The sequence below is a fragment of the Actinoplanes derwentensis genome, from assembly GCF_900104725.1.
GTDB classification, from domain to species: domain Bacteria; phylum Actinomycetota; class Actinomycetes; order Mycobacteriales; family Micromonosporaceae; genus Actinoplanes; species Actinoplanes derwentensis.
The window spans coordinates 9,080,432-9,104,990 of record NZ_LT629758.1 but is presented as its reverse complement, the minus strand read 5'-3'; the positions used below and the strand labels follow the sequence as shown (position 1 = coordinate 9,104,990).

General features: G+C 68.7%; 27 protein-coding genes. 14 read left to right on the top strand and 13 right to left on the bottom strand.

Going from position 1 to position 24,559, the window contains the following annotated elements; translation table 11 throughout:
• Positions 1-154: 154 nt before the first annotated feature.
• Together BLU81_RS40765 and BLU81_RS40760 are read right to left on the bottom strand one after the other, a co-directional pair.
• On the bottom strand, positions 155-808 hold the full coding sequence (locus tag BLU81_RS40765; protein ID WP_092554029.1) for a response regulator transcription factor: 654 nt from the start codon (positions 806-808) through the stop codon (positions 155-157).
• A gap of 40 nt (positions 809-848) precedes the next feature.
• Positions 849-1,952, bottom strand: coding sequence for a sensor histidine kinase (locus tag BLU81_RS40760; protein WP_231954886.1), 1,104 nt, complete (start codon positions 1,950-1,952; stop codon positions 849-851).
• A 361-nt stretch (positions 1,953-2,313) separates the two neighbouring features.
• Here BLU81_RS40760 and BLU81_RS40755 point away from each other — a divergent pair, with 361 nt between their 5' ends.
• From BLU81_RS40755 to BLU81_RS40740, 4 genes are all read left to right on the top strand, one after another.
• Complete coding sequence (locus tag BLU81_RS40755; RefSeq protein WP_092554026.1) at positions 2,314-2,541, top strand: hypothetical protein; 228 nt, start codon at positions 2,314-2,316, stop codon at positions 2,539-2,541.
• Positions 2,542-2,970: 429 nt separating this feature from the next.
• Positions 2,971-3,318 (top strand): histone-like nucleoid-structuring protein Lsr2, encoded by a 348-nt coding sequence (locus BLU81_RS40750; RefSeq protein ID WP_092554023.1) that lies wholly within the window; start codon positions 2,971-2,973, stop codon positions 3,316-3,318.
• Between the two features lie 113 nt (positions 3,319-3,431).
• Positions 3,432-4,205 carry an SDR family NAD(P)-dependent oxidoreductase gene (locus tag BLU81_RS40745; protein ID WP_197686029.1) on the top strand — a complete coding sequence of 258 codons (774 nt, stop codon included), beginning with the start codon at positions 3,432-3,434 and terminating at the stop codon, positions 4,203-4,205.
• Positions 4,206-4,610: 405 nt separating this feature from the next.
• Positions 4,611-5,579 carry an NAD-dependent epimerase/dehydratase family protein gene (locus BLU81_RS40740; RefSeq protein ID WP_092554017.1) on the top strand — a complete coding sequence of 323 codons (969 nt, stop codon included), beginning with the start codon at positions 4,611-4,613 and terminating at the stop codon, positions 5,577-5,579.
• A 23-nt stretch (positions 5,580-5,602) separates the two neighbouring features.
• Here the strand turns inward: BLU81_RS40740 and BLU81_RS40735 are convergent, their stop codons facing one another.
• Entirely contained in the window at positions 5,603-8,632 is a 3,030-nt protein-coding gene (locus BLU81_RS40735) for a putative bifunctional diguanylate cyclase/phosphodiesterase (protein WP_092554014.1), read from the bottom strand.
• Between the two features lie 76 nt (positions 8,633-8,708).
• Here BLU81_RS40735 and BLU81_RS40730 point away from each other — a divergent pair, with 76 nt between their 5' ends.
• From BLU81_RS40730 to BLU81_RS40700, 7 genes are all read left to right on the top strand, one after another.
• A complete protein-coding gene (locus BLU81_RS40730; protein ID WP_231953746.1) occupies positions 8,709-9,341 on the top strand; it encodes a class I SAM-dependent methyltransferase in 633 nt (210 codons plus the stop codon).
• A gap of 315 nt (positions 9,342-9,656) precedes the next feature.
• Entirely contained in the window at positions 9,657-10,211 is a 555-nt protein-coding gene (locus BLU81_RS40725; RefSeq protein WP_092554011.1) for a hypothetical protein, read from the top strand.
• Positions 10,212-10,313: 102 nt separating this feature from the next.
• Positions 10,314-11,036 (top strand): HipA family kinase, encoded by a 723-nt coding sequence (locus BLU81_RS40720; protein WP_092554008.1) that lies wholly within the window; start codon positions 10,314-10,316, stop codon positions 11,034-11,036.
• Positions 11,033-11,404 (top strand): DUF3037 domain-containing protein, encoded by a 372-nt coding sequence (locus BLU81_RS40715; protein WP_275423823.1) that lies wholly within the window; start codon positions 11,033-11,035, stop codon positions 11,402-11,404. Before BLU81_RS40720 ends, BLU81_RS40715 begins: the two co-directional genes overlap by 4 nt.
• 25 nt (positions 11,405-11,429) lie before the next feature.
• A complete protein-coding gene (locus BLU81_RS40710) occupies positions 11,430-12,497 on the top strand; it encodes an ATP-dependent DNA ligase (protein ID WP_092554005.1) in 1,068 nt (355 codons plus the stop codon).
• Between the two features lie 36 nt (positions 12,498-12,533).
• Positions 12,534-14,105 carry an alpha/beta hydrolase gene (locus tag BLU81_RS40705; RefSeq protein WP_092554002.1) on the top strand — a complete coding sequence of 524 codons (1,572 nt, stop codon included), beginning with the start codon at positions 12,534-12,536 and terminating at the stop codon, positions 14,103-14,105.
• Positions 14,090-14,563, top strand: coding sequence for a GNAT family N-acetyltransferase (locus BLU81_RS40700; RefSeq protein WP_373873316.1), 474 nt, complete (start codon positions 14,090-14,092; stop codon positions 14,561-14,563). Before BLU81_RS40705 ends, BLU81_RS40700 begins: the two co-directional genes overlap by 16 nt.
• Here the strand turns inward: BLU81_RS40700 and ligD are convergent.
• Together ligD and BLU81_RS40690 are read right to left on the bottom strand one after the other, a co-directional pair.
• A complete protein-coding gene (ligD, locus tag BLU81_RS40695) occupies positions 14,552-15,571 on the bottom strand; it encodes a non-homologous end-joining DNA ligase (protein WP_092553999.1) in 1,020 nt (339 codons plus the stop codon). The genes BLU81_RS40700 and ligD overlap by 12 nt on opposite strands.
• Positions 15,572-15,648: 77 nt before the next feature.
• Positions 15,649-16,404 carry an LPXTG cell wall anchor domain-containing protein gene (locus BLU81_RS40690; protein WP_157751990.1) on the bottom strand — a complete coding sequence of 252 codons (756 nt, stop codon included), beginning with the start codon at positions 16,402-16,404 and terminating at the stop codon, positions 15,649-15,651.
• Positions 16,405-16,609: 205 nt separating this feature from the next.
• Between BLU81_RS40690 and msrB the strand changes: the two genes are divergently transcribed.
• The gene (msrB, locus tag BLU81_RS40685; RefSeq protein ID WP_092553993.1) at positions 16,610-17,008 is read left to right on the top strand and encodes a peptide-methionine (R)-S-oxide reductase MsrB; all 399 of its coding nucleotides are present in this window, start codon (positions 16,610-16,612) and stop codon (positions 17,006-17,008) included.
• On the opposite strand, the gene BLU81_RS40680 is transcribed toward msrB, so the two are convergent.
• Genes BLU81_RS40680 through BLU81_RS40665 form a run of 4 tightly spaced genes read right to left on the bottom strand, consistent with a single transcriptional unit; the run spans position 16,986 to position 19,155 of the window.
• On the bottom strand, positions 16,986-17,456 hold the full coding sequence (locus BLU81_RS40680) for a dihydrofolate reductase (RefSeq protein WP_092553990.1): 471 nt from the start codon (positions 17,454-17,456) through the stop codon (positions 16,986-16,988). The two genes, msrB and BLU81_RS40680, sit on opposite strands and share 23 nt — an antisense overlap.
• Positions 17,453-18,250 (bottom strand): thymidylate synthase, encoded by a 798-nt coding sequence (locus BLU81_RS40675; RefSeq protein ID WP_092553987.1) that lies wholly within the window; start codon positions 18,248-18,250, stop codon positions 17,453-17,455. Before BLU81_RS40675 ends, BLU81_RS40680 begins: the two co-directional genes overlap by 4 nt.
• 9 nt (positions 18,251-18,259) lie before the next feature.
• Positions 18,260-18,862 (bottom strand): NAD(P)H:quinone oxidoreductase, encoded by a 603-nt coding sequence (wrbA, locus tag BLU81_RS40670; RefSeq protein WP_092553984.1) that lies wholly within the window; start codon positions 18,860-18,862, stop codon positions 18,260-18,262.
• 38 nt (positions 18,863-18,900) lie between these two features.
• On the bottom strand, positions 18,901-19,155 hold the full coding sequence (locus BLU81_RS40665; RefSeq protein ID WP_092553982.1) for an isoamylase early set domain-containing protein: 255 nt from the start codon (positions 19,153-19,155) through the stop codon (positions 18,901-18,903).
• Between the two features lie 54 nt (positions 19,156-19,209).
• Between BLU81_RS40665 and BLU81_RS40660 the strand changes: the two genes are divergently transcribed.
• Positions 19,210-19,671: a GNAT family N-acetyltransferase gene (locus tag BLU81_RS40660; RefSeq protein WP_092553979.1), complete on the top strand. Its 462-nt coding sequence runs from the start codon at positions 19,210-19,212 to the stop codon at positions 19,669-19,671.
• Here the strand turns inward: BLU81_RS40660 and hemQ are convergent.
• Genes hemQ through hemE form a run of 3 tightly spaced genes read right to left on the bottom strand, consistent with a single transcriptional unit; the run spans position 19,643 to position 22,779 of the window.
• A complete protein-coding gene (gene hemQ / locus BLU81_RS40655) occupies positions 19,643-20,344 on the bottom strand; it encodes a hydrogen peroxide-dependent heme synthase (RefSeq protein WP_092553976.1) in 702 nt (233 codons plus the stop codon). The two genes, BLU81_RS40660 and hemQ, sit on opposite strands and share 29 nt — an antisense overlap.
• Positions 20,341-21,705: a protoporphyrinogen oxidase gene (gene hemG / locus BLU81_RS40650; protein ID WP_092553973.1), complete on the bottom strand. Its 1,365-nt coding sequence runs from the start codon at positions 21,703-21,705 to the stop codon at positions 20,341-20,343. Before hemG ends, hemQ begins: the two co-directional genes overlap by 4 nt.
• Before the next feature lie 39 nt (positions 21,706-21,744).
• Positions 21,745-22,779: a uroporphyrinogen decarboxylase gene (hemE, locus tag BLU81_RS40645; protein ID WP_092553970.1), complete on the bottom strand. Its 1,035-nt coding sequence runs from the start codon at positions 22,777-22,779 to the stop codon at positions 21,745-21,747.
• Positions 22,780-22,861: 82 nt separating this feature from the next.
• On the opposite strand from hemE, the gene BLU81_RS40640 reads away from it, so the two are divergent.
• Entirely contained in the window at positions 22,862-23,428 is a 567-nt protein-coding gene (locus tag BLU81_RS40640) for a DUF3000 domain-containing protein (RefSeq protein ID WP_092553967.1), read from the top strand.
• Positions 23,429-23,439: 11 nt separating this feature from the next.
• Here BLU81_RS40640 and BLU81_RS40635 read toward each other — a convergent pair whose 3' ends face one another.
• A complete protein-coding gene (locus tag BLU81_RS40635) occupies positions 23,440-24,474 on the bottom strand; it encodes a S1C family serine protease (RefSeq protein WP_092553964.1) in 1,035 nt (344 codons plus the stop codon).
• Positions 24,475-24,559: the final 85 nt, after the last annotated feature.

The window sequence follows — 24,559 nt, the reverse complement described above, 5'->3', positions numbered from 1 at the left end:
CGCCGGGCCGACCTGAACTCCGAACCACTGCCCGGCCGGATGACCGAACCACTGCCCAGGCGGATGATCGAACCACCGCCCGGCCGGATGACCGGACCGCTGCTCGGCCGGATGATCGATCTGGTCGTGTTGAAGGCTCTGATCAGGCGCGCGGTTAGTCCATCAGGCCGGACCGGTAGACGAACACGACGAGTTGCGCCCGGTCCCGGGCGCCGAGCTTGAGCATCGCGCGGCTGATGTGCGTCCGGGCGGTAGCGGAACTGATCCGCAGCCGATCGCCGATCTCATCGTTGGACAGGCCGTTCGCCGCGAGCACCACGGTCTCGCGTTCCCGATCGGTGAGGGTGGACAGTTGCGGATGCGGCACCCGGACGTGGGGCCGCAACGTGACGAATTCGCGGACCAGCGTGCGAGTAACCGACGGCGACATGAGGGCGCCACCGTCGGCGACCGTCCGGAGAGCGCGCAGCAGTTCGGCCGGTTTGCTGTCCTTGAGCAGGAAGCCGCTGGCACCGTGACGGAGTGCGTCGAAGATGTACTCGTCGCGTTCGAAGGTGGTGAGCACGATGATCCGGGTGGCGGCCAGGGCCAGGTCGGCGGTGATGCGCCTGGTAGCTTCCAGGCCGTCGATGCCGGGCATCCGAATGTCCATCAGAACGATGTCCGGGCGAGTCCGAGCGGCGAGGGCCACCACAGCGAGGCCATCGGCGGCCTCACCGACACAGTCCAGGTCGTCCTCACCGTCGACAAGGGTCCGAAGCCCGATCCGAATGAGCTCCTGATCATCAGCGATCAACACGGTGATCACCCGACACGACCGGAAAGCGGCCAATTGACCAGCACGGTGGTCATGAGACACCGCCGAACGGCAGCCGGGCTCGCACCTCGAACCGCCGTTCGTAACGCCCGGCCATGAACTCGCCGCCCAGCGCCTGCACCCGAGCCCGCATGCCGGCGATTCCGCTGCCCACCCCGGGCGACGTTCCCGCATCGCCGTCGAGCGGGTTCGCGATGGTGATCGTCAGGCTGTCTCCGGCGTACCGGAGAAGGACCTCCGCCTTTTCGCAGTGACCGTGCCGGAGCACGTTCGTGAGGGATTCCTGCACGATGCGGTAGCCGGCCAGATCGACCGCCGCGGGCATGGCGGGCACATGATCGCCGGTGACGTGAACGCGCACCACGACACCGGCCTCGGCCATCCGCCGGCGCAGATCGTCCAGGCGCGCGAGACCAGCGACCAGGTCGTGGCCGCGCACGGCGGCGAGGGCGGCCCGCAACTCGGCGAGCGCCTGCTCGCTGGTCTCACTGATCGCGGTCAGTGCCACCTCAGCTTGGCCGGGCCGGCGGTGCAGCATGTGCAACGCGATGTCGGCCTGCATCTTGATGGCGGCGAGGCCGTGCCCGACGACGTCGTGGACCTCCTGCGCGATCCGGAGCCGTTCACCGGCGAGCGCTTCGGCACGCGCCTGACGGGCGGATTGTTCCCGCAGGCGCAAACCGTGGCCGAGCGCGCCCGGAACGACCACCCAGGCGGCGACCGGGACCACGCCCAGCCAGCCCAGGTCCCGGTCCGAGACAAGCAAGTGGACCAGGAGAAGCATCAGCGCGGCAGACGCGACCAGGACTGCGTCGCGAGGCTTGGCATGCCGGGCCGCACTGTAGACAGCGATCATGAACACGACGACGACCGGACCGTAAGGGTAGCCGACAGCGAGGTACACACCGGTACAAAGCGCTGCCACAACCAGCGAAACCAGCGGCCGGCTGCGCCGAACCGTGAGAGCGAGCGCTGCGACCGCCACGAGCACGCATCCGGTGATATCGACGGGAACCGCTGAACGGCCGGCCGCGACGGTACCGGCCACAGCCACCACGGCGAGCATGCCGCCCAGCGCCCGGTCCGACCTGTTCCGCTCCACCTCGCCATACTGCCAAGCCGTTCGCCACGGCACGTACGCCAATTTGCGTATCCTCCGCGGCGCGGCGCACTGACAAGCACCGTCATTCCGGTCGGCTCCGCTAGGCCAGACACCATTCGTCGGCGAGCACGGCGAAATCGCGCCTCGCCATCATCCCCAAACTCGTGGCGCGCACAGGTCGTGGCCTGTCACAGACCGGTCCGCTCACGCTGCCGGGCGGTCGCCGGGTTCCGGCGCCTGCCTGTGACCCGCGTCCGGTCGGCCGGTGATCCCGGTGAGGCCACCTGTTCCACTGTCGCCAGTTCCTCGTAGGCCCCCATCGGCACGGCCGAGGATCGGTACAAGCCGTGGCGGGCCGAAGGCTAAGGCGAAGGCGAAGGCGAAGGCGTACAACATGCCGAGCGTCGCCGCGTTTAATGCGGACCCGCTGCTGCAGGCGGTGGCGGCAGTGGCGGTGAAGCGGCGGCCGATTCGGCCCGGCGGATGCTTGCGCGTCCGGCATTCTGCGGTCACGGGCCTGCCCGTAGCGGAGTTCTTTGCCCCCACGGGCTTCTTGCCCGTCGCGGACTTCTTGCCCGTCGCGCTTTTTCTGATCGGCGCGGACCTTCCGGCGGCGGGATGAGCCGGCGATGAACGGCGATCGGTGCCTGCTCGGGAAGGGGGCGAGGCCGCGCTGGGGTCGGGCGGCGGGCGGTGCGGGCGGATCTCTGGGGTTAAGATCGGCGCGCTGGAACGGCGAACCGCCCCGGCACCGGAGGATCGGCGACGAGGCGGCTCGGGTCGGTGTGGGGCACGGTGGGCGCACGGTGGAGGAAACCCGGCCCTTGGGAGCGCTCCCAAGGCAGACGTTACCGCATATTCACGATCCCGAAAAGAGTTGGGGTCGGAGATGGCACGGATGGGTTCCGGCAATTGCGACATGCCAGAACGGGCAATTTGCACTCGCCGCCATGATGGCGACAGAATGAATGCGACGACGAGCATTCGCGGCCAGGACCGGGCGTGCGCGCCCGGACGTCACTCGAATGACATCGCGTAGGAGCGAACAACCATGGCCAAGCAGATAATTACCGTGCTCACCGACGACCTCGACGGCGGCGATGCGGACCGTACCGTCGAATTCGGCCTCGACGGAGTCAACTACACGATCGACCTGTCCGAGAAGAACGCCGGCAAGCTGCGTAAAGCTTTGGAACCGTTCCTCTCCGCAGCGACCCGGCTGGGCCGAAACGGTAACGTCCCCACCACTGCCCGGCGCACCGTTCCGACGGTGTCCAGCCGTTCCAGCCGCGACCAGAATCAGGCTATTCGCGAGTGGGCCAACAAGAACGGTCACCCGGTCTCCGAGCGTGGCCGCATCCCGAGTCACGTCGTCGAGGCGTACCACGCCAAGCGCTAGTTCGGCACGGCCCGGGGCTACCCGAAGCAGCCGGTTCGAATGAACAATGACGACCGGGAACGGCGTCGTCCGGGGTTTCCGGGCGGCGCCGTTGTTTTCGAGAGGGGATTTCGGTGGCTGTCGTCATCGTGACCGGGGCGTCCAGTGGAATCGGGCGGGCGACCGCGATCCGGCTGGGCGCACGCGGTGACACCGTGATCCTCGCCGCCCGCCGCGACGCCGATCTGGCGGCGGTGGCCACCGAGATCACTTCGGCCGGCGGGCAAGCCCGTCCAGTGCGGACCGACGTCACCGACCCGGAACAGGCCGCCGAGTTGGTGGCCCGGGCGCTGGCGGTGTCCGGGCGGATCGACGCGCTGGTCAACAATGCCGGCGTCGGTGGTGACGCGTCGGTGCTGGCCGGCGAGGAGCAGGTCCGGGCGATGATCGAGGTCAACCTGACGGCCCCGATCCGGCTGATGCGCCTGGTCGTCCCGATCATGCGGGAGCAGCGGTCCGGTTCGATCGTGAACATCGGCTCGGTCGCCGGCGAGATCGGCATCGGCGGGGTCTATTCGGCCACCAAGTTCGCGCTCCGGGGGATGACCGACTCGGTACGCCGGGAACTCGCCGGAACCGGGATCGGAGTCACGCTCGTCGAACCCGGATTCGTCGCCACCGAACTGACCGCGCACCGTTCCGGCCTGCCCGGCCCGGAGATCGTGGCCGCCGCGGTGGAACGGGCCCTGTCCCGTCCGCGCCGCCGAGTGGTGGTTCCGGCGAAGTACCGCGCGGCGATCATCCTGTCGAATGCGCTGCCGTTCGTCACCGACCGCCTCTACGCGGGCCGGGCCACCGGAAAACGGGACACGACCGGCGGAAAGCGGGACTCCGGCAATTCCAGATAGCGGCCGAAGCCGCCCGAGCCGGGGCACACCGACGGCATCGGAGACGGACCACGCCCGATCCCGCATTCCAGAATGCGGAACGCCGGAACCCGCCCACCCCGCCGGAGGCGCGGATATCCCGGCACGCTCCGTAGGAATCAGGTCACGCCCCGCCGAAATTGCCCGCCCCCCGAGGCCACGAGCACACTGGGAAAGAACCCGGCGGCCGAACCGGAAAAGCAGCGGCACGGACACCACCGGAAAGAACACCGCAGCGGGTTCGGGAAGTGGCACCGGCAAGAAAGCAACAGGCGAACCGTACCCCGGAAAAGCCGCACCCCACGGAATGCGACACCCTCGGACCGGAAATCCCAGGACCGGACGGCCGGCGGGATTCGGCGACCCACCACCGGGTACGCGACCCCCATGCGTGTAGTGATCGTGGGCGCCAGCGGCAACGCCGGCACCGCCCTGCTGCGCCGCCTGCGCGCCGAACCCGACCTGGACCTGGCCGGGATCTCCCGCCGGGAGCCGACGCCGGCCGGCCCGTACGCCGATGTCTCCTGGTTTGTCGCCGACATCGGCGCGGAAGACGCCGCCGACAGTCTGACCAGGATCTTCCGCGGAGCCGACGCCGTGGTGAACCTGGCCTGGCAGATCCAGCCGAGCCACGACCAGCGCCGCCTTTACCGGACGAACGTCCTCGGCAGCCGGGCGGTCTTCCGGGCCGCGCTCGACGCCGGAGTGCCCACCCTGGTGCACGCCTCATCGGTGGCCGCCTACGCGCCCGGTCCGAAACGTGGCTTCGTCAAGGAGAGCTGGTTGCGTACCGGAATCCCGGAGTCCTCCTACAGCCGGCACAAAGCCCTGGTGGAGCGGGTTCTCGACGAGATCGAGTCGGATCATCCGACGTTGCGGGTGGTCCGGATGCGCCCCGGGCTGATCTTCCAGCGGGACGCCGGCTCCGAGATCACCCGCCTTCTCGCCGGCCCGCTGCTCCGGGCCGGGCGGATCCCGCTGGTGCCGCGGACCGCGGGGCTGCGGATTCAAGCGGTGCACGCCGACGACGTGGCCGACGCGTACCTGCGGGTGCTCCGTACCGATGTCCGGGGAGCGTTCAACATCGCGGCCGGCCCGGTGCTCGACGCCGATGTGATCGGGCGCGCTTTTCATGGCGTACCGCTGCCGGTCCCGGGTTTGCTCCTCGAAGGTGCCGCCGCGCTGACCTGGCAGTTGCGGCTGCAACCGATCGACCGTGGCTGGGTGCGGCTGGCGCGGAAGGCACCGCTGATGAGCTGCGACCGGGCCGCGTCGCAGCTGGACTGGCGCCCGCGGACCGACGCGATCAGCGCGATGCGCGAACTACTGACCGGCCTGGCCCGACCGTCCTCGTGACGGCACCCGCACGCCGACGGGTGTCAGACGGCTATCGGCTGGCTGTTGCGGAGCCAGGCCAGCACCTCGGTCGGGCCGAGCGGACTGGAGAAGAGGAAACCCTGGCCGAGAGGGCATTCGAGGCGGACCAGGACGACCCGGTGGGCGGCGTCCTCGATACCTTCGGCGATGACGACCAGACCGAGTGAACGGGCCAGGCTGACGATGCCACTGACCAGGGCCATCGGCTGCTGCCCGGTCACCATGTCGTCGATGAACGCCTTATCGATCTTGATGACGTCGATCGGGCGCTGCCGCAGATAGCCGAGCGACGAATACCCGGTGCCGAAGTCGTCGATCGCGATCCGGATACCCATGTCCCGCAGCACACTCAGGTCACCCCAGATCCGCTCGTCGTCCTTGACCAGCAGAGTCTCGGTGATCTCCAGCATCAGAGCCTGCGGCGGCACCCCGGTGTTCGTCAGCGCGTTACGGACCTGTTCGACGAACCCGCTCTCCCGGAACTGCCGGACCGACACATTGACACTGACGTACGGCGCGGTCCCCGGCGGCAGGATGCGGCGCCATTCAGCGACCGTACGAAGAGCCTCCTCGAGGACCCACCGGCCCATCGGCACGATCAGCCCGCTCTCCTCGGCCACTTCGATGAACTGGTCCGGCGTGACGATCCCGCGTTTCGGATGATGCCAGCGGACCAGCGCCTCGAACCCGACCGCCGCACCAGTGGGCAGGTCCACGATCGGCTGGTAGTGCAGCAGGAAATGACCCTCGTTGACGGCGTGGTCGAGGGCCGACCGCAGTTCGAGACGTTCGACCATCTCGGCGTGCAGGTGTGCCTCGTACCGCCGCCATTGGTTCTTGCCCGCGCCTTTCGCCACATAGAGCGCCAAGTCGGCCTGCCGCAGCAACTCGTCGGCGTCGCTGCCCTCCGGAGTGGTGGTGATGCCGATGCTGGCGACGGCGTGCAGGGGTTTGGCGTCGGTGGTGACCGGTTCGGCGAGCGCCTCCAGAATGCGGGTCGCGGTCTCCTCGACGGCGCCGGGCCCGTTGACGTTCTCCACGATCGCCGCGAACTCGTCACCACCGAGCCGGGCCGCCGTGTCGTCGGCCCGCAACGCCCCCGCGATCCGATGGGCGACCGCGATGAGCAACTGGTCACCCACAGCATGCCCAAGCGTGTCGTTCACGATCTTGAAGTCGTCCAAGTCGATGAAGAGCACCCCGACCACCGAACCGTCCCGGGCACTCCGGGCCACCGCATGTTTCAGCCGGTCGTTGAAGAGCACCCGGTTGGCCAGCCCCGTCATCGAATCGTGGAACGCCTGATGAGTCAGCTCGTTCTGAAGACGGCGCTGCTCGGTGACGTCCCGCATGGTGATGACCAGGCCGGAAACCGTCGGTTCGGCACGCAGATCACGGCAGTGCAATTCGAGCAAGACCTCGGTACGGCGGTTCCCGCGAGCCCGGAAGTCGAGCTGCTCCTCGACCCGCTCCCCGTCCCGAACCGCGGCCAGCACCTCGGCCAGCCGGTCCCGCTCCGCCGGATGGATGACCTCGGGAAACAGCACACCAGTCGGGTCGGCGCCGAACACCCCGAACGCGGACGGGCTGGCGTACCGGATCCGCTCCTCGTCGTCGACGATCGTGATCACGTCGGCGGTGTTCTGAACCAGCGTCCGGAAATAGGTCTCACTGTTACGGCGAGCCACCTCATGGCCGAGCACGATCCGCTCCAGAGCCAGCGCCACCTGCCCGGCCAGCACCTCCACCGACCGTTGCAGATCGAGCAGCGCCCACGTCGGCGCGGCCACATGCAGCACACCGACGAGCGGGTCACCACCGGGCCGGTCCTTGAGCACCATCGGGCAGCGCAACGTCTTGGTGAACTGGGTGAGCCGGACCGCCACCGCCCAATCCACATCCCGGGTGGTGACCAGCCGGGCGGCGGTACCCACGGCCCGGTCCACAGCGGCCTGCGCGGCGGCCTCCGGAGACTGCGGCTCGGACTGGGCGATCGCAATAGCGAGCACCACCCCGTGCGGTACGTCACCGGGGATGAGCTGGGCGACCGTGGTGCGTACCGCCAAGCCGACGGCTTCGCTGTCGTTCGCCGACACCAAAGCCGCGGACGCCTCCCGCAAAGCCCGCTCCCGGGACATCGCCTGCCGGTGGCTCGCCATGATCCCAGCCATCCGGGCCAGCACCAGCGCCAGCATCAGCGTGCTCAGCCCGGCCACCACGGTCAGACCGGCGAACCGGCCCTCCCGGAACATCTTCGCCAACAGCACGGTCGGCGCCACCATCGCCGCGACCGCCAGCAGCGCCAGCCGTCCGGTGGAGGTCTCCGAAGCCGGCTTCTCGGCCGGGCGGGTGAGTTCCGCCATCGACGGAGTGAGCGCCGCCAGACCGGCAGCCGTGTACAAAGCCAGATGCCCGAGTCCCGAAGCCCGGCTCACATCGGCGGCGAGCAACCCGACCACACCCGCGCCGAGCAGGTAGCCGGGAGCGACCAGACGACCCGGCACCGTCGCCAACCGGACCAGCAGGCCCAGACAGAGCAGGTCGGCGAGCGGCATCGCAATCTCGGTCCAGCCGGTCGCGGCCGAACCCGCCATCCGGGGGCCGACCACGAACGTCCAGATCAGCAGCGCCACCCCGGACGTCACGGTCAGCGCGTCCAGCAGGCCGGCCCGATCCCGGGACGAACTGGTTCGCCGGTCCACGAACCCGGCCAGAGCCACCGCCAGAGCTGCATAACCGACCAGGAGCAGCGCGGTTCCACCCGACTGGATCCACGTCAGCGAACCGGTGATCCGCTGCGGGATGTCAGCGGCCGCGCCACCGGCAGCTGACAGCCCGACAGCGCCCATCAACACCCACCACGGGCGGATGTCGTCCGGCCTGCTGCTCCGGATCCCGAAATTGATCGCGACCACCGCCGCGACACCGGCGATCAGACGGAGCGGGGACTGAAGTGCAGGCTGCAACCCGTAAGCCAGGGCGAGCACCACCATCCCGGCGCCGAAGATGGTGGCCGGCCATCGTGTCGGCATCGCCGCTCCTCTCGACCCTTGTCGGACTGATCGGCCCGGTCGCCGCGCATCTGAGCGACAACGGCACAATCGGGGCGTGCTTCTCGAGTTCGTGCGCGCTCACACCGTTGCCGCCCCGGTCCCGTTCGTCCCTGAGGTCACGTTGCTGCAGGCTGCTGACCCGATCGCCCTGTGGGAGGCGACCGAGGCGGGCGGGGCTTCGCAGCCGCCACCGTTCTGGGCGTTCGCCTGGGCCGGCGGGCAGGCGCTGGCCCGGCACGTGCTGGACGACCCGGACCTGGTGGCCCGGCGCAGCGTGCTGGACCTGGCCACCGGGTCCGGCCTGGTGGCGGTGGCCGCGGCCAAAGCCGGGGCGCATCCGGTCACGGCCAACGACATCGACCCGTACTCGCTGGCGGCGGCCCAGGCCAACGCCGACGCCAACGCGGTACGGGTGGAGACGGTCGAGGCTGATCTGCTCGACTCCGACGAACGGTTCGGCGTGGTCCTGGCCGGGGACGTCTTCTACAGCCGGGAGATGGCTAACCGGGTACTGCCGTTCCTGCGCCGGGCTGCCTTCCACGGTTCGCTGGTCCTGATCGGTGACCCGGGCCGGGCCTATCTGCCGGCGGGTCTGATCGAGCGAGCGGTTTACGACGTGCCGGTCAACGAGGAGTTGGAGAGCGTGGCGATCCGACGGACCACGGTCTGGCAGCTGACCCCCGCGTAGCCCGCTCACCTCGCGACGCCCTGTTCCATTTACCTCACCCCGCGCTGCCCCGCCCTCACCCCGTTTTTCTTCGGCTAGCCGTAGCTCAGACATGTCATGGCGTGTCGATTACCTATCTGACGTACAGCCGGGCGGACCGAGCCGTAGATCAGACAGGTAATCGACACGCTTTGAGGCCTCTGAGCTACGGCTAGCCGAATAACACGTCTGAGCTACGGCTAGCCGTAGCTGGGGTGGGTTTGGGGTGGGGTGGAGGGGTGGATACTGAGGGCTGGAGGGTGTAAGCATGTAATCAGGTAAGTCGAGGAGGATGTCATGAGCGTTCGATTCGCCCCGCCTGGTGGGCGTGCTGCTGAGCCCCCTGCCACTGACGACGCTGCCGCCTGGATCACCGGTGCGGTGCCGGACGGGTGGTTCACCGAGCCGCCCGAAGTCGTCGTGGACCGTGACGAGATCATCATCTGGGGGCGGCTGCCCAGCCCCGAGCTGGCCGGTGACGCCACCGACGCCGATCGGGCCGCGAGCCACGCCGGCCGGATCGTCCAGTTCCGTGAGGACACCCGGGACGCACGGATCCGGGTCGCCCGGCAGGTCGAGCACCGCTATCAGCGCAAGGTCGCCTGGGGTGTCCGCTGCGGGGACGCCTCGGAGCTGTTCACCCATCTGTCCGCCCCGGTGATGACCCGGCTGCGCCAGCCGGAGCGGCAGGTCCTCGACACTCTTGTCGACGCCGGGGTGGCCCGGTCCCGGTCCGAGGCGCTCGCCTGGTGTGTGAAGCTGGTCGGTCGGCACACCGAGGACTGGCTCGGCGAGTTGCGCATCGCCATGACCAGGGTCGAGGAGTTGCGTCGTCAAGGTCCCGACGCCTGACTTAAAAAGGTCGCCAGGGGCCCGGCGTCAGAGCCTGACCGAAGAGCCTGAGGTCGGGGGCTCGGCGGGCTGCGGGGTTGGGGGCTGGCCTAAGGTAACCGGGTGCTTCGTGAGGTGACCGCCATCCGTTATGTCACGCCCCTGCGGGAGGGCGGTTCGCTTCCCGGTGTGGTCGAGGCGGACGATCTAGGGACGTACGTGGTCAAGTTCCGCGGTGCGGGGCAAGGGCCGCGTGCTCTGGTCGCCGAGGTCATCGCCGGGGAGCTGGCACGGCGGCTGGGGCTTCCGATGCCCGAACTGGCGCGGGTGGAGCTGGATCCGGTGGTGGCGCGGGCCGAACCGGACGAAGAGGTCCAGGAGCTGATCAAGGCCAGTGCCGGCGGCAACCTGGGGATGGATTTCCTGCCGGGGGCGCTGGGGTTCGATCCGGTGGCGCATCCGGTCGACGCGGGGCTGGCGAGCCGGATCGTCGCGTTCGACGCGTTCGTGGAGAACGTGGACCGGAGCTGGCGTAATCCGAACCTGCTGATCTGGCACGGCGACCTGTGGCTGATCGACCACGGGGCCACGCTGTACTTCCACCACAACTGGCCGCGTGCCGAGAGCGTGATCCACCGGCCGTACAAGTGGGACGATCACGTGCTCAAATCGTACGCCCGCAATCTCGCCGACGACGGACCCGCGCTGGCCGCGAGAATCACGCCGGACCTGTTGGCCGAGGTCATCGCCCTGGTTCCGGAGGAGTGGCTGGAGGACGGCGACCGGGACGCCTACCTCAGCCATCTGTCCCGGCGGGCCGAGCAGCCGGAGGCGTGGCTGCCGTGACGAGGACGCCGTACGAGTACGCGATCATTCAGGCGATGCCCCGGATCGAGCGCGGTGAGCTGATCAACGTGGGTGTGCTGCTCTACAGCCATCGGCACGATTTCTTGTCGGCGCGGACGCATCTGGACGAGGCTCGGTTGCGGGCGCTGGATCCTTCGGCCGATGTGGAGGCGATCCGCGGGGCGCTGGACGCGTGGGACCGGACCTGTGCCGGTGGTGGCGCGGCCGAGGGTATGCGGCTGGGTGAGCGGTTCCGTTGGCTGGTGGCGCCGCGTAGCACGATCTTGCGGGCCGGGCCGGTCCACATGGGTCTGGCCGCCGAACCGGAGCACGAACTGGGAAGGCTTGTCGAACTTCTGGTCCGGTGAGCGGGCGAACCGGCAGACTGTCCGGATGCAGCTGCCGCTGAATCCGCCGGTCAAGCCGATGCTCGCCAAACCTGTCGCGGACATTCCACCGGATCACATCTATGAGCCCAAATGGGATGGTTTCCGGTCGATCGTCTTTCGGGACGGTGCCGAGGTGGAGATCGGCAGCCGTAACGAGAAGCCGATGACCCGCTATTTCCCTGAGGTGGTGGCGGCGGTGCTGGCGAACTTCCCGGAGCGGGCGGTGATCGACGGCGAGGTGATCGTGGCTGACACCGAGCGCAACACGCTTGATTTCGAGGCCCTGCAGCAGCGTATTCATCCGGCGGCGAGCCGGGTGGCATTGCTGTCCGTGCAGACTCCGGCGAGTTTTGTGGCGTTCGATCTGCTGGCGCTGGGTGATGAGGATTTGACGGCGCTGCCGTTCGGTGAGCGCCGGGCGCGTCTGGTGGAGGTCTTGAAGGACGCGAGACCGCCGGTGTACGTCACTCCGGCCACTGATGATCCGGACACTGCTCGCCGGTGGTTCGCCGAGTTCGAGGGTGCCGGTCTGGACGGGTTGATCGCCAAGGGGCGTGATCTGACTTATCAGCCGGACAAGCGGGTGATGGCGAAGATCAAGCACAAGCGGACGGCGGATTGTGTGGTGGCCGGTTATCGGGTGCACAAGTCGGCAGAGAACCGGATCGGTTCGCTGTTGCTGGGTCTGTATGACGAGCGTGGTGTGCTGGCCAGTGTCGGGGTGATCGGCGCGTTCTCGATGAAGGTTCGTGAGGAGCTGTTCGAGGAGTTGCAGCCGCTGGTGACGGAGTTCGAGGGTCATCCGTGGAATTGGGCGGCGCATGAGCAGGGTGAGCGGACGCCGCGCAAGAACGAGGTGAGCCGGTGGAACGCGGGTAAGGATCTGTCGTTCACGCCGTTGCGGCCGGAGCGGGTGGTGGAGGTGCGTTACGACTACATGGAGGGCGTTCGCTTTCGGCATACTGCTCAGTTCGAGCGGTGGCGGCCGGATCGGGAGCCGTCGACCTGCACGTATGAGCAGTTGGAGCGGCCGGTGCGGTTCGATTTGGCCGAGGTGCTGACCAGCCGCTGAGAACCTCTCACGGTCGGACCGGATAGGGTCGTTTGCGTGGATCGTCGCTCGCGCCTGCCTGTCGCCCTCCTGACCGTGCTGGCTCTGGCCATCACTGCCGGTTGCACGTTGCCTTCGTTCGCGCCGGAGGGGGCCGATGAACCGGCCCGGCCGGGTGGCGCCGGCGGGGTGGCGCCGAGTGCCGGGGCGGCGGCTGTGTGGAAGCCGTGCCCGGATGTGCCGACTGATCTGGTGGGCCGGGCGGCGAAGGGGATGGATTACGACTGTGCCACGGTGAAGGTGCCGCGGGACTGGTCGGCGCCGACGGGCGGACAGACGTACGACATCGATCTGATCCGGGTCCGGTCGGAGAAGCAGAAGAACCGGATCGGGTCGTTGTTGTTGAATCCGGGTGGGCCGGGTGGTTCCGGTGTCGATTTGGCGGTGTATCTGTCGTTCGGGCCGTCGTTCAACGGGTTGCCGACGGCGGTGACCGACCGGTTCGACATCGTCGGTTTCGATCCGCGGGGGGTGAGCCGGTCGAGTCCGGTGAAGTGCATCAGTAACGCCGATCAGGACGCGAGTTTCGCCGCCGATCCGGATCCGGGCAGTCAGGCCGAGTTCGACAAGATCGCTGCTTTGAACGAGAAGATCGCGGATTCCTGTGCGCAGAAGTACGGGGATCGGCTGCATACGTTCTCCACCGAGCAGGCCGCTCGTGATCTGGACGCGTTGCGGGTGGCGGTCGGTGACGAGAAGCTGACCTATCTGGGTTATTCGTACGGCACTCTGCTCGGTGCCACGTATGCGCAGTTGTTTCCGGCGAACGTGCGGGCTCTGGTGCTGGACGGTGCGGTGGATCCGACGGAGGGTTTCGCGGCTGGTTCCGAGCAGCAGGCGAAGGGTTTCGAGCGGGCGTTCACGAATTTCACCAAGTGGTGTGCGAATGATCCGAGCCAGTGCCCGATCGCGCCGGATGCCCGGGGTGCGGTGACGGATGCGCTGGCCAAGGCGGAGAAGTCGCCGGTGCGCGGCAATGATGGGCGCAACGCGACGCCGGGCTGGATCTTCGTGGGGTTGATCTCGTCGCTGTACACCGAGCCGGGCTGGGCCGAGCTGGCTGACGCGATCGCTTCTCTGCAGAACGGTGACGCGGACGGCATCTTCGAGCTGGCCGATCAGTACGCCGAGCGGGAACCGGACGGCACCTATTCGAATCTGTTCGACGCGAACCTGGCGGTGAACTGTGCGGATGCCGGTGCGGTGCCGTCGGCTGCGGAGATCCGGAAGTTGCAGGTCGCGTGGAAGGTGAAGTACCCGTTGTTCGGGTCGGCGCTGGCGGTGGGGATGTTGCCGTGCGCATTCTGGGGTGGCGAGCGGGATCCTTATCCGGCGGGTGAGGCCGCGGGTGCGCCGCCGATCGTGGTGGTGGGTACGACCGGGGATCCGGCGACGCCGTACGAGAACACCGCTGATCTGGCGAAGATGCTGGGTGTGGGCCGGGTTTTGACGTGGGAGGGCGAGGGGCACACCGCGTATCCGTCGACGGCTTGTATCCGGGACGCGGTGGACGGCTATCTGGTCGATCTGGAGCTGCCGAAGGAGGGGTTGCGGTGCCCGGCGAAGTGACGTTGACGTTCCGGAGCGCTGTTCGGGCTGATGTTCCGGCGATTCTGGGTCTGCTCGCCGATGACGACGTCAGCCGGGACCGTGGGTTCGGGGTGGTGCCGGAGTCGGTGGACGCGGCGATCTGGGCGGCGTTCGAGGCGATCGCCGTCGACGACCGCAACGAGTTGATCGTGGCCGTCGACGGCGATGAGGTGGTCGGGACCTGTCAGCTGACTTTCATTCCGGGGTTGAGCCGGGGTGGTGGCGAGCGGATGCTGATCGAGGCGGTTCGGATCGGTTCGGGCCGGCGTGGGCAGGGTCTCGGTGGTGAGCTGATCCGCTGGACGGTTGAGCGGGCCCGGGAGCGTGGCTGCCGGATGGTTCAGTTGACCACCGACAAGCGGCGGGTCGACGCGCACCGTTTTTATGCCGCGCTGGGGTTCACCGCCTCGCATGAGGGTTTCAAGCTAGCCCTTTAGGTCGCGGTTCTTGGAGGGCTGGACCCGTTTGGGTTCGCCGGGCATCTTCGGGTGGTCGGGCGGGTAGGGCAGGTCGCCGAGGCCGGCTTTCTCGTCACGGTCGGCCCATTCCAGCAGTGTGGTCAGGTCGTGGGCGGTGTCGTCGATGCCGGCGTGCGGGTCGCCGATCTTCGCGAACCGGGCCGGCATGGTCGACAGGTCGAAGTCGTCGGGCTGGGCGTCGGCCAGTTCGTCCCAGGTGAGTGGGGCGGAGACGGTGGCTCGGGCGTTGGCGCGCAGTGAGTAGGCGCAGGCGATGGTGCGGTCCCGGGCCATCTGGTTGTAGTCGAGGAAGACGCGTTCGCCGCGTTCCTCCTTCCACCAGGAGGTGGTGATGCCGTCCGGGTTGCGGCGCTCGATCTCACGGGCCAGGGCGATCACGGCGCGGCGTACGTCGGTGAAGGTCCAGCGGGGTTGGATGCGCGCGTAGATGTGCACACCGCGGCCGCCGGATGTCTTGGGGAATCCGGTCCAGCCGAGTTCGGCGAGCACTTCCCGGGCCAGTTCGGCGGTGGCGACGACCTGGGGGAAACCGGTGCCGGGTTGCGGGTCGAGGTCGAGGCGAAGTTCGTCGGGCTGGTCGGGGGTGGTGGTGCGGACCGGCCAGGGGTGGAAGACGACGGTGCCCATCTGGGCGGCCCAGGCGACGTGGGCCAGGTCGGCGGGACTGAGTTCGTCGGCCGTACGCATGCTGGGGAATTTGATCGTCGCGGTTTTGATCCAGTCGGGGACGCCGCGGGTGGGGATGCGCTTCTGGAAGAACATCTCGCCGTCGATCCCGTCGGGGAATCGTTGGAGGGTGGTGGGGCGGTCGCGCAGCGCTCGGAGGATGCCGTCACCGACGGCCAGGTAGTAGCCGAAGACGTCACGTTTGGTGAACCCGCGCCCCGGAAAGACGATCTTGTCGGGGCTGCTCAGGCGCACGGTGTGCCCGGCGATCTCATGCTCTTCCGCGGCGGCTTTCGGCATGCCCTGAGACTATGCCCGGTACGGACGGAGGGCCGCCCGGCAAACCGGGCGGCCCTCCAACGATTTATCGTGATATTTCAGCTGGTGCGTCGGCGGCGGGTGAACCAGACCGTCAGGACGCCACCGGCTACCAGCAGACCGCCGAGGGTCAGGGTGCTGTCGACGGAGGCACCGGTCAGCGGCAGTTCCGACGCGTCCTTGAGCCCGACCGGGTTGGGCGAGCTGGGCGTCGTCACCTTGGCGGACGCCGATTTGACTCCGGTGGGCGTCTGGGACCCGGCGATGCCGCCCGGGGTGCCCGGAGTGACGCTCGGGGAGGCCGGCGGCGGGCTGGACGGCGGCGTGTAACCCGGGCCGCCGCGGGTCGGGGTGACGACCGGGGCGCCGGTGGCTGAGGCGGTGGCCGCCGGGGTGGTCGGGGGTGCGGTGCCGGTGGCCGGGCTGACCTCGCCGCCCGGCGCCTCCTGCACGTTGGTGCCGTAACCGGCGCTGCCACGCTGCGGCGCGTCGGCTGCGGCCGAAGTGGTGGGAGCGGGAGTGGTGGGAGCGGGAGTGACGGGCGTGATGATCATGTGGCCGGTCGTCACAGCGAGATCAACGGCCGCGGCGGCGGGAGCCACGGGCGCCACCGGAGCCGCCTCAGCCGCGACGACGGCCACATCGGCCGCCGTCACAGCGGTCGCATCGGCGGCCGTCACAGTGGTCGCATCGGCCGCCGTCGCGGCGGTCACGTCGGCGGCCGTCGCGGCGGAGGCGCCACTGGGAGCCAGGACAATGAGGACAGAGGCTCCGACCGTGGTGATTCCAGCGGCCAGCCTACGCGAGAAGCTCATGAGGAGTCCGTTCTGTTGCTGAAGGTACGGTTCCATGATCGCACGGGGGCTTAACGTTAATTGCCCGTTTTACCCGGAAACAACCCCGTGCGAGTCTTCAGCCCGGAAGACCACCGAAACGATGACTACGCGGCGGATTCGACAGCGCGAACAACTGGTGGACATCACAGCGGGCCGGCCCGAGGCGCGACGTACCGTTGACGGCATGACGACCGATCTCCCCATCACCGACGACGAGTGGCGCATCCGCCTCACGCCGTCCGAGTTCCGGGTGCTTCGCGAAGCCGGCACCGAGCCGCCGTGGAGCGGTGAATATGTGGACACCAAGACCGAGGGGATCTACAACTGCCGGGCCTGCGGTGTGGCGCTCTACAACAGTGACAGCAAGTTCGACAGCCACTGCGGCTGGCCGTCCTATGACGATGCCATCCCCGGTGCGGTCAAGGAGATCGAGGACCGCAACCACGGGATGGTCCGGGTCGAGATCCGCTGCGCCAACTGCGACTCACATCTGGGTCACGTGTTCCGGGGCGAGGGTTTCACCCCGAAGAACACGCGCCACTGTGTGAACAGCCTGTCGGTCAGGCTGGACCCGTCCGCCTGAGGTCCTCGACGACGTAGGAGACGCCGGTGGGCGCCTGGTGCTCGGCGACGTGGGTGACCTCCCACTCGTCGCCGAGTTCCGGTGCGAAGGTGTCCCCCGGCACGTCCAGGTCGATCCTGGTCCGGACGATGTGGGTGGCCCGGGGCAGGAAGGCGGCGTAGATCGCGCCGCCGCCCATCACCCAGACGTCATCGAAGTCCACGTCGAAACAATGGACTGCTGTCGCACCCGGCGCCGCCCAGTCCCGCTGCCGGGTCAGGACGAGGTTCGCCCGCCCCGGCAGCGGCTTGAGCGGCAGCGAGTCCCAGGTGGCCCGGCCCATCACGACCGTGGCGCCGGTGGTCCGCTCCTTGAAGATCTTCTGTTCGCCCGGGACCCGCCACGGGATGGTGTTGCCGGCGCCGATCACCCGGTTGCGGGCCTCGGCCCAGATCATGTGGATCGTCATACCGCGACGGGCGCCTTGATCAGCGGGTGGTGCCGGTAGTCGACCACGGTGAAGTCGGCGAACTCGTGCTCGAAGAGGCCGTCGCGGGCGGCGATCTCCAGGGTGGGGAACGGGTACGGCTCGCGGGTGAGCTGCTCGCGCACCTGGTCCTGGTGGTTGTCGTAGATGTGGACATCACCGCCGACCCAGATGAAGTCACCGGCTTCGAGGCCGGTGTGGGCGGCGACCATCTGTGTCAGCAGGGCGTAGCTGGCGATGTTGAACGGCACGCCCAGGAACAGGTCGGCGCTGCGCTGGTAGAGCTGACAGGAGAGCTTGCCGTCGGCGACGTAGAACTGGAACAGCGCGTGACACGGCGCCAGCGCCATATCCGGAATATCCGAGACGTTCCAAGCCGACACGATCATGCGGCGCGAATCCGGATTGGTGCGGATCGTCGAGAGGATCTCGGTGAGCTGATCGACATCGCCTCGTGACGTCGGCCACGAGCGCCACTGCTTGCCGTAGACCGGCCCCAGCTCCCCCGACTCCGACGCCCACTCGTCCCAGATCGTGACGCCCTGCTCCCGCAGCCAGCCGACGTTGGTGTCGCCACGCAGGAACCAGAGCAACTCCACCGCGAGCGACTTGAAGTGCACCCGCTTCGTGGTGATCAGCGGAAACCCCTGCGACAGGTCGTACCGGAGACGCTCGCCGAAGAGGCTGAGCGTCCCCGTTCCGGTGCGGTCGCTCTTGGCGGTGCCCGTTTCCAGGACACGCCGCAGGAGGTCTTCGTATTGGGTGTCGACAGCCATGCGGTAAAACTAGCGAAGCTTCCCGCCGATGGTCACGATGCGGCTCGCCAGGTGATCCAGGGCGGCGTACTGAACGTCACCCAGAGGGGCGTCGTTGTTGCCGCCGGTCACGTGCGAGACGCCGTACGGGTTGCCGTCGGCGAACTTCAGCGGATCGGTGTAACCGGGGGCGACGACGATCCCGCCGAAGTGGTAGATCGTGTTGTAGAGCGCCAGCAGCGTCGACTCCTGGCCACCGTGTTCGGTCATCGTCGAGGTGAACCCGGCGTACGCCTTGTTCGCCAGCAGCCCCTGCCCCCACTGCGGGCCGAGCGTGTCGATGAACTGCTTGAGCTGGCTGGCCAGGTTGCCGTACCGGGTCGGTGTACCGAAGAGCACCGCGTCGGCCCAGACCACGTCGTCGGCGGTCGCCTTCGGCTCGTTCTTGGTCTTGTCGAAGTGCTGCTTCCAGACCGGGTTCGCGCCGATCGCCGCTTCCGGGGCGAGTTCGGCGACCTGGCGCAGTCGCACTTCGGCGCCCGCCTTCTCCCCCGCCTCGCTGAGCCGCTTGGCCATCGCGTGGACGGTGCCTGTCGACGAGTAATAGATGATCGCGAGCTTGACGTCAGCCATGACTCAAGGACATCTCCCCGCGAGGTCACCCGAAACACTTATAGATGAAGTTCACTACCGTTCTCGTCGTCCAGCCAGACTCCGTCGGTGGCCAGGTAACGGAACTTGTAGTGCCCGGGGTCGAGCGGCACGCTCACCGTGCGGGTGCCGTTGCGGCGCGGGACGAGTTCGTGCCGGCCGGGTTCCCAGTCGTTGAAGTCGCCGACCACGCTGACGGTGCCGGCCGGCTCGTCAGCGGGCAGGGTGAAGGTCACCCTGGTCTTGTTCCCGAACAGTCTGCTGCGTTTGATCATGGCGTCCTCCAGCCTTCACCGGTACAACGTCGGACTGCCGCGTATGTTGTGCCGATGCTTTCCGAACCTCACGACGAGCTGCGGGTGGCGTCGTTCCGCGACCTCGACGTCACCAGCCTCTACGAAATTCTCAAGTTGCGCAGCGAGGTCTTCGTGGTCGAGCAGGAATGTCCCTACCTCGACCCGGACGGACGGGACACCGAGCCCGGAACCCGGCACATCTGGTTCGAAAAAGACGGAACCATCCGGGCGTACCTTCGCGTCCTGAGCGACCAGGACGTGGAGCGCATCGGGCGGGTGATCACCGCGCCCGACGCGCGCGGAAAGGGCCTGGCCGGCCGGCTGATCGAGGAAGCCCTGACCGTGATCGGCAGCCGCACCAGCGTACTGGACGCCCAGGCCCATTTATCCGATTTTTACGGCAGATTCGGATACGTCATCAACGGCGACGAGTACCTGGAGGACGGCATCCCCCACGTCCCGATGATCAGGGCAGGTTCGACACCAGCTCGGTGACCGAACGACGGCGGCCGGTGTAGAACGGAACCTCCTCGCGGACGTGCATCCGCGCTTTCGAGGCCCGCAGGTCGCGCATCAGGTCGACGATCCGGTGCAGTTCGTCGGCTTCGAAGGCCAGCATCCACTCGTAGTCGCCGAGCGCGAACGACGCGACCGTGTTGGCCCGCACGTCCGGGTAGGGCCGGGCCATCTTCCCGTGTTCGGCGAGCATGGCCCGACGCTCCTCGTCCGGCAGGAGGTACCAGTCGTAGGAGCGGATGAACGGGTACACGCAGATGTACGGGCGGGCCTCTTCACCGGCGAGGAAGGCCGGCAGGTGGCTGCGGTTGAACTCGGCCGGGCGGTGCAGCGCCATCTGTGACCAGACCGGCTCCAGGTGGCGGCCCAGCGCGGTGCGGCGGAACAGCCCGTAGGCGTCCTGCAGCGCGTCCGACGAGCTGGAGTGCCACCACACCATGATGTCGGCGTCGGCGCGCAGGCCGGACACGTCGTACGTACCGCGGATCGTGACGTCCTTGCCTTCGAGCTGCTCGAACAGGCCGTCGACCTCGGTGGCCAGCCCGTCCCGCAGGGCCGGCAGCGGCGTCGACGCCTTGAACACCGACCACATCGTGTAGCGGATCGTCGCGTTCAGCTCTTTGATGCGGGATGCGTTGGTCTGCTCGGTCATCGTGTTGTCTCCTTCAGGAACTTGCTCACATCGTCCGCCGCCCGCTCACCACTGGCCACACACACCGGAATGCCGACTCCGTCGAAGGCGGCCCCGGCCACGGCGATCCCCTCGGGCAGCGCGGCCCGGAAGTCCGCCACCCGGTCGGCGTGACCCGGCGCGTACTGCGGAAGTCCACCGCCCCAGCGCTGCACCCACGAGTCCGCCGGCTCCGGCAGTTCGACGCCGATCAGGTCGCTCAGCTCACGGCGGGCCACGGCCAGCAGCGACGCGTCGTCGAGCTGGAGCCGATCCTGTTCGCCGGCGCGGCCGAGGGAGACCCGCACGATCACCGGGCCGCCGTCGCGCGCCAGGTGCGGCCACTTGGTGGTGAAGAACGTGGCGGCCTTGACCAGGGTGCCTTCACCCGCTGGCACCAAAAATCCCGACATATCTGGTAAATCAGCCGAGGTAAAAGCGAGGCCCGCGAGGGCGACACTCGCGTAGTCCAACGCGAACGCAGATCCCAGCAGGCGAGCGGCAGCCGATGCGGGCACCGCCAGGATCACCGCGTCCACCTCGTCGACTCGCGGAGACGGCACGGGACCGAAGATCAACTTCCAACGACCGGCCGCGGTACGCGTGAGCTCCCGCACCGTGGCATCCAGCACCACCCGCGCGCCCGACTCGGCGGCGGCGGCGGAGACCAGACGGCTCATCCCGCCGTCCACCGCCGCGAAGATCGGCCGCCCCGGCACCCGCTTACTACGCGCCTGCGCGGCCCGGACCGCGCCGGACAGGGTGCGCTCGGTCTCGGCGGTGTGCGCGAGCTGCGGCATGGTGACCCGCAACGACAGCCGATCGGCCCGGCCCGCGTAGACGCCGCCGAGCATCGGATCGACCAGCCGGTCCACGACCTCGTCGCCGTACCGGTCCCGGACCAGGGCGCCGACCGCGATGTCCTGCCCGGGGGCCAGCAGCGGGCGGCCGGTGTCCCGGTCGGCGTGCGCCATCGGCAGGGCCACGCCGTCGAGCGTGGACAGGTCGCCGGGGACACCGACCAGGGTGCCGCCGGGGATCGGGGCGAGCCGGCCCTCGATGGCCAGGGCGGCGGGACGGGCGGCCGGGTGCACCAGGCTCAGTCCGAGCCGGTGCGCGAGGGCCACCGCCGCCGAGTCACCGCCGTCGGCGGCACTGTTCAGGAACGACTCGGCGCCCCGCTCGACCGTGAGTCCACCCAGCGCACCGGTGTGGAGCTTGCCGCCCAGGGAGCCGCTCCGCTCGTACACCAGGATCTCGCTCTGCGGGTCGAGGTCTCGCAGGCGCACCGCCGCCGCGAGTCCGGCGATACCGCCACCGATGATCGCGATCCGTTTCCGCACGCCACACACTCCCTCCGTGATGACCTGAAGCCCAGGGTCCTAAGTCCCGGAAACCTCGTGCACCAGGGCGACCAGGCGGGTCAGGATCTCCGGGTCGGTCTCCGGCATCACCCCGTGGCCCAGGTTGAAGACGTGCCCGGGGGCCGCCTTGCCCTGCGCCAGCACGCGCCGGGTCTCCCGCTCGACGGTCTCCCAGCCGGCGAACAGGACCGCCGGGTCCAGGTTGCCCTGCACCGCCCGGTCCGGGCCGATCCGGCGGGTCGCCTCGTCCAGTGGGGTCCGCCAGTCGACGCCGACCACGTCCGCCCCGGCCTCGCCCATCGCCTCCAGCAGCAACCCGGTGCCGACCCCGAAGTGGATGCGGGGCACCCCGGCGTCGATCAGGCCGCGCAGCACGGTCGCCGAGTGGGGCATCACGTACCGCCGGTAGTCGGCTTCGGAGAGGGCTCCGGCCCACGAGTCGAAGAGCTGGACGGCACTGACCCCGGCGTCGACCTGCACCCGCAGGAACGTGCCGGTGATGTCGGCGAGGCGGGCGAGCAGCGCGTTCCACAGGTCGGGGGCGCCGTACATCATCGCCTTGGTCTTGAGGTAGGTCCTCGACGGGCCGCCCTCGATCAGATAGCTGGCCAGGGTGAAGGGCGCCCCGGCGAATCCGATCAGCGGCGTCGGTCCCAGCTCGGCCGTCAGCAGTTTCATCGCCTCGGTGACGAAGTCGACGTCGGCCGGGGTGATCGGGCGCAGCCGCTGCAGGTCGGCCTCGGTGCGGATCGGCTCGGCCACCACCGGGCCGGTGCCGGCCACGATGTCCAGGTCGACGCCGGCCGCCGCGATCGGCACCACGATGTCGCTGAAGAAGATGGCGGCGTCCACGTTGTGGCGGCGCACCGGCTGCAGGGTGATCTCGGTGACCAGGTCCGGGCGGCGGCACGACTCGAGCATGCCGACCCCTTCGCGGATCTTGCGGTACTCCGGGAGCGACCGCCCGGCCTGCCGCATGAACCAGACCGGCGTGTGCGGGACGGACAGACCACGACACGCCCGGACGAAGGGGGAATCCTCAAGAACCGTCACCCGGCCATCCTGTCACGCGCCGCAGGAGTCCCGGCGGCGCGGCGAGCACAGTGTGAGCGCTTGATCGGCATAGGCTGCCCCCATGGCGTCCCCCTCCGCTGCCCCCGAGGCGTTCACCCGCGCCGTTGCCGGGTTGCGCGCGGAGTCGTCGAGGCCGGAGATCCTTCTCGAGGAGATCGCCGCGCCTCAGCGGCTCGCGCCGTTCTCGTTCGCTCTCAGCGCCACCGTGCTCCGCGCCGGTGACGAGGTGGCGAGCGGCCGGCTCATCCTGTTGCACGATCCGGCCGGGCATGACGCCTGGCGCGGTGATCTGCGGCTGGTCACCCTGGTCACCGCCGAGTTGGAGGACGATCTGGCCTCCGACCCGCTGCTGCCGGAGGTGGCCTGGACCTGGCTGACCGACGGGCTGGATCAGCACGCGGCGGCGTATACCGCGATCGGCGGCACGATCACCCAGACCGCGTCCACCCGATTCGGGGAGCTGGCCGGGCCGGCGCCGACGGCCGATCTGGAGGTGCGCGCCTCGTGGACGCCGACCTCCGGCGACTTCGGCGCGCATCTGCGCGGCTGGTGCGTGATGCTGTCGTCGACGGCGGGGCTGCCGCCGCCCGGCGTGGCGTCGATCACCGACCGCCACGCCCGGGCGTAAGTGGCGTAGCTCTAGCCGTTCCCGCAGGCCCCGAGGGTCTCGCAGGCGACTGCGATCGGGATCGCCAGGCCGATGCCCTCAGCGTCCCGGGCCTTGGCTGTGGCGATGCCGACGACCTGCTTGTCGGCGTTGACCACCGGGCCGCCGGAGTTACCCGGGTTGATCGGCGCGTCGAACTGGATCGTCGGGCCGTCCTCGGTGTCCCGGAAGGCGCTGATCACACCGGTGCTGACCGAGTCCTCCAGGCCCAGCGGCGCGCCGACGGCCATCACCTGCTGGCCGGGCTTGACGTCGCCTGCGGCCACCTCGAGCGGGGCGATCTCCCGGTTGGCCCGCAGCAGCGCCAGGTCCTTCTCCGGGTCCACCTTGACGATGGTGGCGTTGATCCGGGTGTTGCCACGTTCCAGCGCGACCTGCCGGCCGCCGTCCTCGAAGGTCTCCTCCACCACGTGATAGTTGGTGAAGAGGCTGGTGCGCCCGTCGGACTGGCCGACCGAGAAGGCGGTACCGGTGAACTCGCCGGCCCGCACCCGGAAGACGCTGGGCAGCACTCCCTCGGCAACCGATTCCGAGTCGAAGACCGAGGTCAGCTTCTTCTCCAGCTCCTCGGTGCGGCCCTGCGAGGCGCTGACCGCGTCGGCCAGGTCCTCGCTGCTCTTGATCACGTTCTCCATCCGGAGGATCTGCCAGCCGGAGACGGCCACCAGCGCCGCCACCAAGCCGATGCCGGCCACCCGGAACTTGCCGCCCTTGGCCTTGACCGGAGCCGGCGGGCCGGCCTGCATCGGCGGCGGGTTGTAGACCTGCTGCGGATACGGCTGCTGCTGGTAGGGCTGCTCATAAGGCTGCTGGTACTGCTGCTGATACCCGGTCGACCAGGCCGGGGGCTGCTCGTACACCGGAGGCTGCTCGTAGACCGGCTGCTGTTGCTGCTGAGGCTGGGCCCACGGATCCTGCGCCTGGGTCTCGTTCCAGGACCACTCTTGCGAACGCCGTCCCCCACCGGCTCCGTTGGCGGGCGTGAAGGGTTCGAACGAGGTGCTCATCCGGCACGGCCTCCCGGTGGTATCGGCGCTGCGGATAGGGGTACGGATGAAACGGCGGAACGGATGAACTCCCCGAAAGATCGAG